This window comes from Corynebacterium sp. Marseille-P8863, assembly GCF_946902955.1.
Classification (GTDB): Bacteria; Actinomycetota; Actinomycetes; order Mycobacteriales; family Mycobacteriaceae; genus Corynebacterium; species Corynebacterium gottingense.
Genome location: NZ_CAMPQC010000009.1, coordinates 1 through 15,120, shown reverse-complemented (window position 1 = coordinate 15,120; position 15,120 = coordinate 1). Strand labels below are relative to the sequence as shown.

Genomic DNA, 15,120 nt, shown 5'->3' with positions numbered 1-15,120 from the left:
CGCGTACTTAACCGACATGGACGGTGTCCTGCACCGCGAGGGCGACATGATTCCGGGCGCGGACCAATTCATCGCGCGGCTGCGCGAGGAGGGCATCCCGTTCATGGTGCTCACGAACAATTCGATGCAGACCCCGCGGGATCTGTCCGCGAAGCTGACGCGGATGGGGTTGCACATTGAGCCGGAGCGGATCTGGACCTCCGCCACAGCGACGGCGAAGTTCCTCTCCCAGCAGGCCGGCGAGGCCTCTGCCTACGTGATCGGCGAGGCCGGGCTGACCACCGCGCTGCACGAGATGGGCTGGATCCTCACCGAGGCGGACCCGGACTTCGTGGTGCTGGGCGAGACCCGCACCTATTCCTTCGAAGCGCTGACCACAGCCTGCAACCTGATCCGCGGCGGCGCCCGCTTCATCGCCACCAACCCGGACCTCACCGGCCCGGGGCCCAGCGGCGTTATCCCGGCGACGGGCGCGGTCGCCGCCATGATCACCGCGGTGACCGGCCGCGAGCCCTACTACGTGGGCAAACCGAACCCGGTGATGATGCGCTCGGCGCTGAACAACATTGGCGCCCACTCCGAGCACACCGTGATGATCGGCGACCGCATGGACACCGACGTCAAGTCCGGCATGGAGGCCGGTATGCGCACCGTGCTCGTGCGCACGGGCATTAGCGACGACGCCGAGATCGCCCGCTACCCGTACCGCCCCACCCAGATCGTGGACTCGGTCGCGGATCTGGTTGGGCGGATCCGCGAGCCGTTCGGGGACTAGTCAGCGACGTAGAAGCGCTGCTTGTTCACAAACTCGTCCATGCCGAGGGTGCCCAGCTCGCGGCCGAAGCCCGAGTTCTTCACGCCGCCGAACGGCAGCTCCGGGCCGCGCGCCTGCGGGATGTTCACGTGGATCATGCCGGTGACCACACGGTTGGCCACCTTCTTCGCGCGCTCCTCGTCCTGCGAGAAGACGGCGCCGCCCAGGCCGTAGTTGGAGTTGTTGGCCACCTCGACGGCCTCGTCGTCGCTTGCAACCTTGTAGATCTCGGCGACGGGGCCGAAGAACTCGGCGTAGTAGGACTCGGAGCCGACGGGGACGTCGGTCAGCACTGCCGGGGTGTAGTAGGCGCCTTCGCCGGTGAGCTCGCCGCCGGCGTGCAGCGTCGCGCCCTCCTCCACGGCCTTCTTCACCTGCTCGTCCAGGATCTCCGCGGCGTCGCGGGAGGACAGCGGGTAGAAGTGGCCCTCTTGCGGGTCCAGCGGGTCGCCCTGGGTAAACGCCTTCGCGCGGCGCACCATTGCGTCGACGAAGTCGTCGTAGATGTCCTCCATGACGATGATGCGCTTGTTCGACGTGCACGCCTGGCCGGTGTTGGCGATGCGCTTGCCCCACGCGGTGTCGGCGGCGGCCTCAACGTCGTCGGTGTCCAGGACGATGTAGGCATCGGTACCGCCGAGCTCCAGCAACGCCTTCTTCAGGTGCTGGCCGGCGGTCGCGGCGACGGCGCGCCCGGCGCGCTCGGAACCGGTGAGCGATACACCCTGGACGCGCATGTCGGCGATAAGGTCCGCGACCTGGTCGTGGGTGGCGCGGATGTTGGTGTACAGGTGGGCCGGGGCGCCGGTGGCCTGGATGGCTTCGTCCATAATTGCCTGGATCGCCTCGGCAGAGCGCGGGCAGATCTCGGCGTGCTTGAGCAGCACGGTGTTGCCCGCCATAAGCGTCGGGGCAGCGAAGCGCGCGACCTGGTAGTACGGGAAGTTCCACGGCATGACGCCAACGATCACACCGGTGGGGACCTTGCGGATCACAGCCTCGCCGCCGGTGTGCTCGATCGGCTCGTCGGCGCTGAGCTCGGCGCCGTGGTCCGCGTAGTAGTTGAAGATGTTGACCACGTCGTCGAGCTCGGCCTCGCCCTGGTCGAGCGGCTTGCCCATTTCCTCGGCGATGATGCGGGTAAGTTCGGGGCGCTTGGCGTCGAAAAGCTCGGCGATCTTGTGCAGCAGGGCCGCACGGTCCTCAAAGCTGACCTCTCGCCACTGCGCAAAGGCGGCGTCGGCGCGGTCAAGCGCGGTGGCGAGGTCCTCGTCGGAGATGAAGTCGAAGGTCTCGACGACCTGGTTGTTTACGGGATTTTGTACGCGATACTGACTAGACATGCGCCCCATCGTACGACCGTGGCGTGACGCTCGCTACAAACCCATGCGATTTTGCGTATGCGTCCAACTTCTCGGCGAACGTGACCAGCGCCTCCGCAGGCGCCCGCAAGGTTTCGCGACACTCGTACGTGCCGTCGGCCGCGCGGCGCCACCGGGTAAACCAGATCGCGTCGTCCTCGCTCGTGGTCGGGGCCTCGGGCAGCTCGCAGAGCAGCTTCTCGACGCCACGCCTCCAGCGCCCCTCCATCCCAGCCACCGTGAGCGTGGCCGTAGCGGTGCTGTGCTGGCGGGTGTGGGTGGTTTCGCGCGCAGTCAACGAGGTGTACGGCGCGACCAATGTCGTAGTCATGGTGTGGGGGACCTTCCGTGGATTGCTTCGCGGTTTCGGTAAACAACACCCCACACCCGGTGACTAGGCGGGTTCCGGCGCGGTGACTAGGCGCGCCGGCGGGGTGCAAGACGAGAGGTTCGTCTTCCCCAACGGCCTCTGGCTTAACGCGACCAATCTTGCGCCACAGACGTTCACCCCGGCAACCCTAAACCCCAGGTTGATCCCCCTATTTGCTCAAGCTGAGGTAGAGGGTGAGCGCCGTGAGGCCTCGTTAAACCGATCCGCGATCTGCCATATCCACCCCTTAATGTGGGCTCCGTCTCCATCATGGGTCTACTGTGTCTACCAACACCCTGCCCTTGAGACCCGGAAAGGTACACCATGACTCAGACCCTGCAGGCCACCGCCGAGAACGTGAGCGAAAAGGACCACCTGCGCGACGCTGCACAGCAATGGCTCGCCGACCTGGAAGCGGCGACGGCGACAGCCGACCCAGACGCGGCGGGCCATGCCGCCGCCGACCTCTTCGAGCCGGAGGGGTTCTGGCGCGACCTCATCGGCATGACCTGGAACCTCTACACCGCTGAGGGACGGGAAGAGATCGCGCGCATGGTCGCCGCGACGCACCCGGACAGCACGATCACCAACACGGAGCTCACGGACGTCGAGGACGAGGGCGACGGCGTCACGCGCGTGCACTTCACCTGTGATACCGGTCACTTCCACTGCCGCGGCATCGCCAGGCTTCGTGGCGGCAAGGCGTGGACCCTGCTCATCACCGGCCGCGAGCTGAAAGACTTCCCGGAGAAGAAAGGGCGCAACCGCGAGCTCGGCGCGCAGCACGGCCCGACGCAGGACCCGGAGAACTGGGCCGACCGCAGGGAGAAGCGCCGCGCCACCCTCGGCATCTCGGAGCAGCCTTACGTGCTCATCATCGGCGGCGGCCAAGGCGGCATCGCACTGGGGGCGCGGCTGAAGCGTCAGGGGGTGCCCGCGCTGATCGTCGATAAGGCGGACCGCCCCGGCGACCAGTGGCGCGGCCGCTACCACTCCCTGTGCCTGCACGACCCGGTGTGGTACGACCACATGCCCTACTTGCCGTTCCCCGACGATTGGCCGGTATTCACCCCGAAGGACAAGATGGGCGACTGGCTCGAGCACTACGTGGGCATCATGGACCTGGACTACTGGACCAACGCCGAGGTCAAGCACGCCGAGTTCGACGAGGCCCAGCAGCGCTGGGACGTGCGCCTGACCCGCGACGGCAACGAGATGACGCTGCACCCGACCCAGCTCGTCTTCGCCACCGGCATGTCCGGCGTGCCGAACCGCCCGCAGCTGAAGGGCCAGGAAAACTTCGCCGGCGAGATCCGCCACTCCTCCGAGCACCCGGGCGGTGATGTGGACGCGGGCAAGGACGTGGTGATCCTCGGCGCGAACAACTCCGCCCACGACATCGCCGCAGACCTGGTGCACAACGGCGCGCGCCCGGTGATGATCCAGCGCTCGTCCACTCACATCTCTCAGTCGGATTCGCTGATGAAGTACGTCTTCGGCCCCCTGTACTCGGAGGATGCGGTGGAGGCTGGCATCGACACCGACACCGCGGACCTCCTGTTTGCCTCCTGGCCGTACAAGGTGCTGCCCGACGCGCAGCGCCCCGCCTTCGACCAGATCCGCAAGGACGACGCCGAGTTCTACGACTCGCTCGCCGACCGCGGCTTCATGGTGGACTTCGGCGACGACGATTCCGGCCTCTTCCTCAAGTACCTGCGCCGCGGCTCCGGCTACTACATCAACGTCGGCGCCTCCGAGCTCGTCGCGGACGGCTCGATCCCAGTCCACTCCCCCACCACAATCGCCGAGGTCAAGGAGCGCTCAGTCGTGCTTGACAACGGCACCGAACTCTCCGCCGACGTCATCGTGCTCGCCACCGGCTACGGCTCCATGAACGGCTGGGTCGAGCGCCTCATTGACAAGGAGACCGCCGACCGCGTCGGCCGCGTGTGGGGCCTTGGCTCCGACACCACCAAGGACCCGGGCCCGTGGGAGCGCGAGCTGCGCAACATGTGGAAACCCACCCAGGTGGACCAGCTCTGGTTCCACGGCGGCAACCTCCACCAGTCCCGCCACTACTCGCGCTACCTCGCCCTACAGCTCAAGGCCCGCTACGAGGGCATGGCCACCCCGGTCTATGAGCTCGCGGAGGTCCACCACACCTCCTAGGGCCCGTTGCTTATCGACGCCCCGCCCCTCCTACAGCAGCCGCACCGCCAACACGCCGGCGATGATGACTGCGAGGCCGAGGGCACGGGTGGCGTCGATAGGCGTCTTGCGCGCGCCGAACGCCCCCACCGACTCCATCACCTGGCCGCCGACGATCGTGCCCGCGTTGAACGCGATGACCGTGGTGGCGGTGCCCAGGATTGGCACGAGCGTGGCGCCGCCGATGACGAAGATCGCGCCCACCACGCCGCCGAGCCACATCCACCACGGCCCCGGCTCTACCTTGCGGGTCAGCTGTTTCGGGCTGGTCACGAGCACCGTAGCCAGCAGTAGCACCGCGCCGACGGCCAGGTTGATCTCGGCCGCGTGCAGCGACGAGCCCGCGATCGTGCCCAGATGCCCGTTGACCGCAGCTTGGATCGACGAGCACATCCCCACGCCCACACCGATGAGCCGGTAGAGCCACACCTCGGGCCCGTGCGCGTCGCCCGCGACGTTTTTTCTCCCCACGCCCAGCGTGACCACGATGCCCACCAGCACCACCAGGGCACCGACGATGCGCATAAAGCTCACGTGCTCCTGCGGCGAGTGGAACAGGCCGAAGTGGTCGATGCTTAACCCCATGATGATCTGCCCAAGGATGGGCAGCACCACCGTCTGCACCGCGCCGAGCTTGGGAAACAGCAAAATATTGCCCAGCACGAAGCAGGACCCCATGAGTCCGCCGAGCCAGATCCACCACGGCGTCTCCGTGCCCGGCGCGAACTGCGGCAATGGGTTTCCTACCAGCACGGTAGTGGCCAGGATGGACAGCAGCAGCGCGATGCTAAACGACGTCAGCGCCGGGACCACCGGCTTATTGTTCACGCTCTGGCGCAGGCGGGAGTTGGCGGCGGTTTGGATGGGGATGATCGCGCCGATCGCCAGCGCAATGGGGAGGTGCAACATAGGCACTCATGCTATCTGGTCGGGTGCAGGCAATCGCGCGGCGCGCAATATTTCCCCGTCCCGCGATTGGCCTAGACCGTCCCAACTGGGGAAACACTTGAGGGGGTCGCGGGGCCGCGGAAATTTAACGCATTCTCGTCATCCCGCAGCCCCGGAGGCAACCCCGGGCCCCTACCCCAGGTTCTCGGCGGCGCGCACGACCAGGTCCCAGAACCGGTCGGCGTCCAGCTCGGTGGCTACCGAGGTGTGACAGTCGGCGGGGGCGGGGGCTCGGAAATCGGCGACGGTGCGGCCGGCGGTGAGCGCGCCGGAGAGCTCCACGTCCACCGGCACGGGCACGGTCTTTACCACCGACGGGTCGATGAGGTAGGCGACGCAGCACGGGTCGTGGACCGGCGGGTTATCAAAGCCCTGGTTGTCTTTGTAGTTGGTGCGGAAAGCGTCGAAAAGCCCGACGACCAGGTCGCCCACGGGCGTGCCCAGCGCGGCGAACCGCTGCTCCACCTCGGGCGTGGCCAGGGCCTGGTGGGTAAGATCCAGGCCGACCATGACCACAGGCCAGGACTCGTTGAACACGATGTGGGCCGCCTCGGGGTCGGCGACCACGTTGAACTCGGCGGACGCGGTCCAGTTGCCGGTGCCGTAGGCCCCACCCATGAGCACGACCTCGCGGACGCGCTCCACGATGCGGGGCTCCAGGCGGGCGGCGAGGGCGATGTTGGTCAGCGGGCCCGTGGGCACGAGGGTGACGGTGCCGGGTTCCTCGGCCATGATGGTGTCGATGATCGCGCGCACCGCGTGCCCCTCCTGGACCGCAACCTCCGGTTCCGGAAGGTCGAAGCCATGGATCTCCATGCCGGAGTCGCCGTGGATGGCCTCGGCAGTTTCCACCGGGCGCACCAGGGGGCGGTGCGCACCGCGGTAGACGGGCACGTCGGTGCGGCCGGCCACCGTGAGGACTTGGGCTGCGTTGCGGGTGACCTTGTCGATGGTGTGGTTGCCGCCGATCGTCGTTAAGCACAACAGCTCGATCGAAGGGTCGCCGAGGGCGAGGAGAATGGCTACCGCATCGTCGTGGCCCGGGTCGCAATCCAGGATGATCTTACGCACGCGCGGCCTCCTCGGCGGCGATCGTGTCGGGGAGGTCCTGCGGGCGCGGGATGAGGAACGAGGTGCAGAACGCGGCGATGAGCAGCACCAGGCCGGCGATCATGCCGGCGCGGTAGCCGCCGCCGTTGTCCGCAAACGAGGTGACCACGGCGAAGATGACGGTGAAGGAGATGCCGGCGCCCAGGTTGAACGCGCCCGCGTTCAGGCCCGGCAGGTAGCCCTGGTTGGACTTCGGCGCGAGCACGACGTGGAGCGAGCCGAGCATGATGTTGGCAATGCCTGCGTAGGTGACGCCGGCGGCGATGGAGACGAGCAGCAGCAGCCACGGCGTCGGGTTGCCCACCACGAACACGCCGAGCAGGACGGACAGGGCCGCGCCGCCGATGCCGATCTTGAGCACCGTGGTGTAGCCGAGGCGGCCAGCCATGTAGCCCGCGATGGGCCCGAAGATGAGGCCGGCGATGGCGTAGGGAGTGAGCGTCCAGAAGGAGACCGTGCCGGCGGACAGGCCCGGGCCGTTCGTCGCGTCCTGCGCCAGGTTGGGCACCAGGCCGTTCATGACGGCGAAGATGCCGGTCATGGTGAGCGTGGTGGTGGTCAGCAGCGCCCAAGTGCGGCGCTGGGTGAGCAGCTCGGGCTGGACCAGCGGGTGCGAGCTCGAATTTTCGGCGCGCCAGAAGAAGAACAGCGCGACCGCGCCGATGATGAGCAGCACGATGACCAGGAACCAGTTGGCCTCCGCGAGCGCGCCGGCCTCGTTGAACGCGGTGAGGATCGTGCCGATGGCCACCACCAGGAGGGCCACGCCCAGCCAGTCCATGCGCTGGGTCTCGCTGGACTTCGTCTCCGCCACTCCGAAGCGGATGGTAAAGACGGCCGCGAGCGCGAACGCGCCGATGACCCAGAACAGGGAGCGGAAGCCGAAGGCGGAGGTGAGCCAGCCGCCGAGCAGGGCGTCCACGCCGGCGATACCACCGTTAATGGAGGTCAGCACGCCAACCAGCAGGGCGAACTGCTTCTCATCGCGCACGGCCTGGCGCAGCATGACAGACGTCAGCGCCACCGTCGGGCCGGACACGCCCTGCACCACACGCCCCAGGAACAGCATCGGCACGTTGGTGGACAGGGCGGCGATGATGGAGCCGATCACGGTCACGCACATCATGGCCACGAGCACCTTGCGGCGCCCGATCAGGTCGCCCCAACGGGGCATGAACAGGGAAAACAGTGCCGCGGCGGTAAAGAACGCGGTCTGCGTCATGCCGATCTGGTTGGTGGTAGCGTTAAGCTCCACCTCCATGGTCGCCAGCGCCGGGGCGAGCATGGATGCGTTGAGCTGGAACGCAAAAATAGCGGTGAGCAGGGCCAGCATGAGCGGCCAGACCTGCGAGGACGGAAGTTTGTGCCCGGCCGCGCCGGACGCCTGGTTGGGTTGCATACCCATCAGCCTAGGGCATGCGCTGGAAAATCACTTCCCCAGCGCTGCCCAGATCGCGGTGTTGGTCTCCTGCCACAGGGGCTTGGCCCAGTCGCCAAACTCGCGGTCCGTCAGCGCCACCATCGCCTGCCCATCGGCGACCCACAGGTAGGTGCCCGCCATGCCGAAGTGTCCGACCGTGTCTGCAGGCATCCCGTCGCCCGTCCAGTGCGGCGCCTTCTCCCCCTTGATCTCAAAACCCAGCCCCCACGGGCACGGCTTCTGCATCCCGTAGCCCGGCACCACGCCGCGCAGGTCCCCGAACTGGTTGCTGAACGCCTCGCGCAGCGTCTCCTCGCTCAAAAGCTTCGGCGCCATAAGCTCCTCCGCGAACAGGGCGAGATCGCTTATCGACGCCCTCCCGCCATGCCCCGCCGACCCATACACTTCAGCCGTACGCATTCCCAGGGGCTCGAAAACCCCCTCTCGCATGTAGTCCGCGAAGGCGAACCCAGTCTCTTGTTCCAGGTAGTCTGCGAGGATCTCGTAGCCGGCCGACGAGTAGATGCGTCGCTCGCCGACCGGCTTTTGCAGCTCGCGTGAGTCAAAACCCACGCCACCGGCGTGTGCGAGGAGGTGGCGGACGGTCGCGCCTTCGGGCCCGCAGGCGCTCTCTAGCGAGAACGCTCCTTCCTCGACGGCGAGGAGGAACCCGTAGGCCGAGAGCAGCTTGGTCACGCTGGCGAGCTCGTAGACGCGCTCGGCGTCGCCGTAGGCGGCGGTGCGCGTGCCGATCAGGGCGGCGCTGACGTTGTCGGCGGGCCAGGTGTCGAGGTAGTCGTCGAGGCGGAATTCCATGGTGCCGAGCGTACCTGCGCTCCGCTGATGTGGACGTGACACACGTGGCGTGTAAGCTAGCTCTCACCTATGTGCCTCCGGGCCACGGGTCACCGGCCGAACGGCCTTCATAACTGCACGCAGCCTGCGCGGAGACCCGGGCAGGCCCCAACGAGCACGAGAGGGAGAATCGATGACCGGTTCCTCCAAAGTCACGCCCGGTTCCGCGGGCACAAAGACGAAACCCGACAAGCGCGACGACCGCGCGCACGACACGCACGGCGAGGGCGCTGGCTTCCTCGGCATCATTGAAAAGATCGGCAACAAGCTGCCGGACCCGTTCTGGCTGTTTGTCATCCTCGCGGGTGTCGTAGCCGTCACGTCCTGGATCGGCCACAAGGCTGGCATGTCCGCAGTAGACCCCGGCACGGGCGAGACGATCGAGGTCCAATCCCTGCTGACCACCGAGAACATCTCGCGCATGGTGACCGACGCGGTGGAAAACTTCATCGCCTTCCCGCCGCTCGGCGTGGTGCTGTCGGTGATGCTGGGCGTGGCCGTGGCGGAGCAGACTGGCTTCCTCGGCGCGCTGGTGCGCGCGATGGTGGCCAAGGTCGGCCCCGGCATGCTCACCTTCATGGTGGCGCTGGCCGGCGTGACCGGCTCGGTCGCCTCCGACGCGATCTACGTCATCATCATCCCGCTGGGCGCGCTGGCGTTCCACGCGCTCGGCCGCTCGCCAGTGGTGGGCGCGATGGTGGCGTTCGCGGCGTCGTCGGCAGGCTTCAACGCATCCCTGATCCTGAACATCACCGACCTGTTGCTTGCCGGTATCTCCACCTCCGCCGCCAATATTGTCGACGAGGCCTACGAGGTCTCACCGCTGGCCAACATCTACTTCGTCATCCCGTCCGCCATCGTGCTCGCGCTGGTGATCACCGCCGTGACCGAGTTCTACGTGGACAAGAAGGCGCAGGCGCTGGTCAACCACGACCACATCGAGACCGATGAGCTCTCCTTTGACAAGATTGAGAGCCGCGAGCACGCCAAGGCCCTGAAGGAAGCCGAATCCGGCGACCCGTTGCTGGAGGAGGCCGCCGGCAAGACCAAGGAGAAGGCCAAGGCCGAAAACGCCGACGGGCGCCCCGACGACTACCAGGAGGGCGAGCTCACCGAGGACCAGCTCAAGCTCTCCCCCATCGAGTGGAAGGGCATGGTGTGGTCCACGATCGCACTGGTGCTGTTCCTGATCGCATACTTCTGCCTGCTGTTCATCCCGGGGTCGCCGTTCGCGCGCCCCGAGGAGGGCTTCATGGAGTCTCCGCTGATCCGCGCGATCGCGGTCCCGATTTCCCTGGCGTTCTTCCTCATGGGCCTGGTCTACGGCCTCATTGTCGGCACGATCACCTCCGCCGCGGACATCCCCGAGTTCATGGCCCGCGGTCTGAAGACGCTGCTGCCCATGCTGGTGCTCTTCTTCGCCGTCTCCCAGTTCCTGGCCTGGTTCAACTGGTCCAACCTGGGCGCCTGGACAGCGATCAACGGCGCGGAGCTGCTGCAGCGCTGGAACCTGCCAAACGTGCTGCTCTTCCTGGGCTTCGTACTCATGGTCACGCTGATCAACCTGTTCATCACGTCCGGCTCCGCGCAGTGGGCGCTCATGGCCCCGGTGGTCGTCCCGATGATGATGTACGTAGGCGTTTCCCCAGAGGTGACCCAAATGCTCTACCGCATCGGCGATTCCCCGTCGAACATCATCACCCCGATGTCGCCGTACTTCGCCCTCGCGCTGACGTTCCTGCAGCGCTACTACAAGAAGGCCGGCGTGGGCACGCTCATGTCGCTGGCCCTGCCGTACACGATTGCCATGCTGGCGGGCTGGTTCATCTTCTTCCTCATCTGGTACTTCGTGGGCATCCCGCTCGGCCCGGGCTCGCCGATGCACTACCAGGTCTAAGTCAACGACGCGTTTTTGGCCCCGCGCTTTCTCCGTTCCGGGAGAGCGCGGGGCCTCGGTGTTTTTGGGCGTTTACTTCGACGTCGACGGGATGATCCCAGGCAACGGGTTGGGCACCATCCCCTGGAGCACCATGTAGTAGCCGGTCGACCCGGCCGCGAATGCACCGAGCAGCGCGGTAAGCACGATGTCGGCGCGGCTCGCGTTGCGCACCACCGCGGAGAGACTGCCGGCGGCGATGGCATCCTCGAAGCTGGAGCCGACGGCACGCTCGTAGCTGTGCTTCACGGAGCTACCGGAGTTGATCAATACGGTAGTGTCTCGCTGGAACTCATCGTAGCTCGGGCGACTCGGGGTGGCTGCATGGGAAGAAATTGGGGAGATTGACATGGTGGCCACGGCAATTGCGGTGGCGACGGCGGGGGCTCGATGTTGCATGCCCCTCACGGTAACACTTTTTTGTATCATTTTGGCGGGGTAGTGCACCTAAACGATCGCCCCACACCGTTGAGCGGCCGCCGCCCTCACTGCCCGCTTGATGGCCAAACACCACCCAGGCCCCCACAGCCCCCCTAGGGCACTCCCCACAGAGGCACCCTCTCCGCCAAAGAGGGGGAACTGTCAGCGCAACCTCCCCCGCTAGCAACTCAGCCGCCCTCTAATCCTCTGAGATCTTACTGAGATAAGTTGCGCAGGTGACAGTCAGGTTATTTAATACGTTTGTCCGGCCTTTCGTAATCTTGAAGGATTTTCATGAACAACTTCAAAGACATCAACAAGCTCCTCAACAACGTTGAAGCTCTCATCCCCCAAATTGTCGGCGCAATCGTCGCGTTGACCGCGCTCATCGGTACTGTCGCTGGCCTGGCGGAGAACGGCAGCAGCGTCAACCCGAGCAACGGCGACTCTGGAGCCGTCGCCCCGTCCAACCCCGGCTCGACTCCGAAGCTTGCAAAGGAAAAGCTGCTTATCCCAGGTAGCAGGGACGGCATCACCTACAACGACGTTGACTACGGCGTCGAGGTCAAGGCAGGCGATAAGGTCTACACCAACTCCGCGCGTAGCGGCCAGTGCTATGGCCACAACGGGTGCTACGTGGAGCGCAAGCTGAACAGCGAATTCCGAAAGGCCACCTTCACCGCGGTGTGGGACGAGAACGTCGTCAACGACGAAGTCAAAGAGGGCGAGATCAAGATCTACGTCAACGGCAACCTCAACCAAAGCAAGATCGTGAAGAAGGGTGCCGCCGTCAAATTCGAGGTGCCGGTCAGCAAGATTGACACGCTGAAGATCCAGTTCCCCAAGCGGGATGGTCAGGGTCTCTCGATCATCAACGGTGTGCTGTACCGCTAAAACCAATCAGCACCAGCGAGTGGGCGGGATCTGAAACCAGACCCCGCCCACTTTTGTATGCGCTAGCGACTACTGTACGTCAGCGCCCACGCCCTCACCGATCGACACATCGCCATCCATGCTTGCCTCCTGCTCCGCGATCATCGCTTCCTGCACGGGCCACATTTGCGACGCACACTGCTGCGTCCAGCCGCTCGTCCCGTCAGTGAAAAACGTGGTCCCGGTTTCGTGGATGCTCGGGTCGCCGCACGAGGCAATCTGCTTGTCCATCACGTGGGGCGCCTCGTTGCCCGGCGCCTCCGTAAAGCCGATGACGGGTTCAGCGGGCTCAGCCTCAGCCGGCGGGAGCGTCTGCTCGGTCACCACAGTGGCGGAAGCCTCCGATGCAGGCGCGTCCGCCGACTCCGTAACCTGCGTCGCCGGAGAGGCGTGGGTAGCACCGCCCTTTTCCACCTCCGCTAGGTCGAATTTCGCGCCCTCAATCCCCAGCGTCACCGCAGCCTCCGGGACCGCAAACGCCCCGTACACGCGTACCTTCTCCTCCGCGGATGCGTCAGTCGACCACGGCTCGTACCCCGATGGCTTCTCGCACGCATCCACAGGCTTGCCCGTGTTCTTGAAGTTCTCCTTGTCCCACACCACCGGCGCGTCAAGGCGAACCTCCCCGTCCTCCGCACTGAGTACGCCACGCACCTGCACGAGCGTCTCTCCCTCAGCAACGTCAGCCTCTCCACCAGCCACACACTGCCCGCCAAGCAGGATCTCTTCGACCTCGAGGCTGCCCTGGCACTCCCCACCGTCGCAGCCAACGGGCAGGGTATCCCCAACCGCCGCGAACTCCGGCACAGAGGTTGTCGACGTCACCGTCGTCGACTCCGCCTCCCCCGGTCCGGCCCCAGAACCCGAACAGCCCGAAAGCACCAGCACGCACGCCGCACCGAGCGCCACCATCACACGATTCACTTTGAACACCTCTACACAATGAGAAACAATGACACGCTTCTCACTTTAGTGAGCCGCATGGTTTGTTTTCCTTACGAAGCATTCCTCTGATTGGCAGATGAACGCGTTGCATAGCCGAGTCCGGCTAGTCAACGATCTCCCCTTCTACGTATGGCGGAATATCATCTTTCCAAGTCTCGGGAGGCGGGCCTAGGATTTCGCGGCCGGCTTTAATCACGAACCAACCGAACAAGCCATTGCCTGCCCCACCGACAGTGGCACCGAGCATGAGTGGAATCTGCTTTCCGAGGACCAGCACTCCCTGCCTCGCTCCCCACCTTGTAACAAAACGAGGACCCATAATTTTATTGACCCGTTTGATCGCTTCAAGGGGAATAGCGTTTACAATCTTCTTGCCCCAGTACGGCACGGTTCTGCCTAGGATTCCATCAAGAATTTTGGTAGAGGCAGAGTTCCCCAACATCACTGCGGTCACGAGCATCCGCCTTCGCTCAAGGTCTTCTACATGGACACCGTGTATTTCCATCACCGTCAGTGTGTACAGTACCGACGCTTCCATGTACGTTGCCAGATCAGCAAGTGCCACAGGCACTTGTGCAATCCCGTTCGGGACTACTGCAGCGGCCCCCGCCCCCGCCCCGGAGGTAGAAACAACGCCGAGATACCACCTGTTGATGTCTTTGATCAATTCCGCCGGCGTCTTCTCGGGATGTACACGACGAAGTCGAGCGACATTCTTCTCCGCAATAGGCTGCTGAAGCACAAGCGCACGATCGTAAGCCTTGCTAATCGCTGTTTTTGCATCAAACTGCCGTCGTGAGTCCTTGCCCATACAAAATATTCAAGCACGTCTGCCCGTTGGTCGGATAACGACTCACCGCTCCGGAAACAGCGCAATCCCCCACACGCCCGCAACGACGGCAACCGCCACGAGCACCCACCACGCTACCCCGCGCGGCCGCACAAGCCAGATGCCTGCAACCAGCCACCCCGCACTCGGCACGCCCAGCGCCAGTCCGAGCAACGTCAGCGCCCGCCAGTCCGGCAACTGCCCGGCGCTGAGCAGCATCACGACACCCAGCCCGAGCAAACCCCCGGCGAGTGCACGAGGACGAGGCCATCCAAGCGGAATAATCATGCGCCCGATGCTACCCACGCCCGCCACACGCGCACCGACAAACTACGCTTATGCACCATGACCGGCCGCTACCTCGACACCTATGACGCCGCCTGCGACCGCGCAGCCGCGCAGGTCATGGCCCACTACTCCACCAGCTTCTCGCTGGCTACCAGGCTCCTGCCGCAGCCCATGCGCACGGACATCCGCAACCTGTACGCGGTTGTGAGGATCGCGGACGAGATCGTCGACGGCACCACCGCCCAGGCCCACGAGTGCGCCGAGACCGCACTCGACGCCTACGAGGCCGCCGTCCTCCACGCGCCCGCGCACCGCTTCCACGCCGATCCCGTCCTGCACGCCTTTGCCGCCACGGCCCGCGCGTGCCGCTTCCCCGATGCCGAGCTGCGCGCCTTCTTCGCCTCCATGCGCTCGGACTTGCCCGACCAGCCGGACCTTCCGCTCGACGACTACATCTACGGCTCCGCCGAGGTCATCGGCCTGCTCTGCCTGCGCGTCTTCTTCCGCGGCAACGAGGCCGCGCTCACCCCCGACCTCGCCGTCGGCGCACGCGCGCTCGGCTCCGCGTTCCAAAAAATCAACTTCCTCCGCGACGTCGCCGAGGACTCGGCCCTCGGCCGCAGCTACGCCGAGCACTCGCTTATCGACGCCCCCACCGCCGACCCCGCAACCCTGGCCGAGAA

General features: G+C 65.4%; 15 protein-coding genes. 5 read left to right on the top strand and 10 right to left on the bottom strand.

The features are described 5' to 3' along the window. Positions 1-16 precede the first annotated feature (16 nt). A complete protein-coding gene (locus OVO38_RS07915) occupies positions 17-775 on the top strand; it encodes an HAD-IIA family hydrolase (RefSeq protein WP_095538117.1) in 759 nt (252 codons plus the stop codon). On the opposite strand, the gene OVO38_RS07910 is transcribed toward OVO38_RS07915, so the two are convergent. After that, positions 772-2,157, bottom strand: a complete 1,386-nt coding sequence (locus OVO38_RS07910) for an NAD-dependent succinate-semialdehyde dehydrogenase (RefSeq protein WP_267208174.1) — start codon at positions 2,155-2,157, stop codon at positions 772-774. The two genes, OVO38_RS07915 and OVO38_RS07910, sit on opposite strands and share 4 nt — an antisense overlap. Further along, a complete protein-coding gene (locus OVO38_RS07905; RefSeq protein ID WP_095555377.1) occupies positions 2,150-2,506 on the bottom strand; it encodes a hypothetical protein in 357 nt (118 codons plus the stop codon). Before OVO38_RS07905 ends, OVO38_RS07910 begins: the two co-directional genes overlap by 8 nt. Positions 2,507-2,869: 363 nt before the next feature. On the opposite strand from OVO38_RS07905, the gene OVO38_RS07900 reads away from it, so the two are divergent. Further along, a complete protein-coding gene (locus tag OVO38_RS07900; protein WP_267208173.1) occupies positions 2,870-4,714 on the top strand; it encodes a flavin-containing monooxygenase in 1,845 nt (614 codons plus the stop codon). A gap of 30 nt (positions 4,715-4,744) precedes the next feature. On the opposite strand, the gene OVO38_RS07895 is transcribed toward OVO38_RS07900, so the two are convergent. The 4 genes from OVO38_RS07895 to OVO38_RS07880 all read right to left on the bottom strand — a co-directional run bounded on the left by OVO38_RS07895 (position 4,745) and on the right by OVO38_RS07880 (position 9,047). After that, positions 4,745-5,662: a DMT family transporter gene (locus tag OVO38_RS07895; RefSeq protein ID WP_267208172.1), complete on the bottom strand. Its 918-nt coding sequence runs from the start codon at positions 5,660-5,662 to the stop codon at positions 4,745-4,747. Between the two features lie 171 nt (positions 5,663-5,833). Then, positions 5,834-6,772, bottom strand: coding sequence for a nucleoside hydrolase (locus OVO38_RS07890; protein WP_267208171.1), 939 nt, complete (start codon positions 6,770-6,772; stop codon positions 5,834-5,836). Then, positions 6,765-8,210, bottom strand: a complete 1,446-nt coding sequence (locus OVO38_RS07885) for an MFS transporter (protein WP_154878554.1) — start codon at positions 8,208-8,210, stop codon at positions 6,765-6,767. Before OVO38_RS07885 ends, OVO38_RS07890 begins: the two co-directional genes overlap by 8 nt. Positions 8,211-8,240: 30 nt before the next feature. Continuing rightward, positions 8,241-9,047 (bottom strand): serine hydrolase domain-containing protein, encoded by an 807-nt coding sequence (locus OVO38_RS07880; protein ID WP_267208170.1) that lies wholly within the window; start codon positions 9,045-9,047, stop codon positions 8,241-8,243. A gap of 172 nt (positions 9,048-9,219) precedes the next feature. Here OVO38_RS07880 and OVO38_RS07875 point away from each other — a divergent pair, with 172 nt between their 5' ends. Next, entirely contained in the window at positions 9,220-10,983 is a 1,764-nt protein-coding gene (locus OVO38_RS07875; protein WP_267208169.1) for an AbgT family transporter, read from the top strand. Between the two features lie 72 nt (positions 10,984-11,055). On the opposite strand, the gene OVO38_RS07870 is transcribed toward OVO38_RS07875, so the two are convergent. Then, positions 11,056-11,421 (bottom strand): hypothetical protein, encoded by a 366-nt coding sequence (locus OVO38_RS07870; RefSeq protein WP_267208168.1) that lies wholly within the window; start codon positions 11,419-11,421, stop codon positions 11,056-11,058. A 315-nt stretch (positions 11,422-11,736) separates the two neighbouring features. Between OVO38_RS07870 and OVO38_RS07865 the strand changes: the two genes are divergently transcribed. Next, positions 11,737-12,336 (top strand): hypothetical protein, encoded by a 600-nt coding sequence (locus OVO38_RS07865; protein WP_267208167.1) that lies wholly within the window; start codon positions 11,737-11,739, stop codon positions 12,334-12,336. 69 nt (positions 12,337-12,405) lie between these two features. On the opposite strand, the gene OVO38_RS07860 is transcribed toward OVO38_RS07865, so the two are convergent. From OVO38_RS07860 to OVO38_RS07850, 3 genes are all read right to left on the bottom strand, one after another. Then, the gene (locus OVO38_RS07860; RefSeq protein WP_267208166.1) at positions 12,406-13,299 is read right to left on the bottom strand and encodes a hypothetical protein; all 894 of its coding nucleotides are present in this window, start codon (positions 13,297-13,299) and stop codon (positions 12,406-12,408) included. A gap of 124 nt (positions 13,300-13,423) precedes the next feature. After that, entirely contained in the window at positions 13,424-14,131 is a 708-nt protein-coding gene (locus OVO38_RS07855; RefSeq protein ID WP_267208165.1) for a hypothetical protein, read from the bottom strand. 42 nt (positions 14,132-14,173) lie between these two features. Next, positions 14,174-14,437 (bottom strand): hypothetical protein, encoded by a 264-nt coding sequence (locus OVO38_RS07850; RefSeq protein ID WP_267208164.1) that lies wholly within the window; start codon positions 14,435-14,437, stop codon positions 14,174-14,176. Positions 14,438-14,494: 57 nt separating this feature from the next. On the opposite strand from OVO38_RS07850, the gene OVO38_RS07845 reads away from it, so the two are divergent. Continuing rightward, the coding region (locus OVO38_RS07845) for a phytoene/squalene synthase family protein (protein WP_267208163.1) at positions 14,495-15,120 on the top strand (626 nt) is incomplete at its 3' end.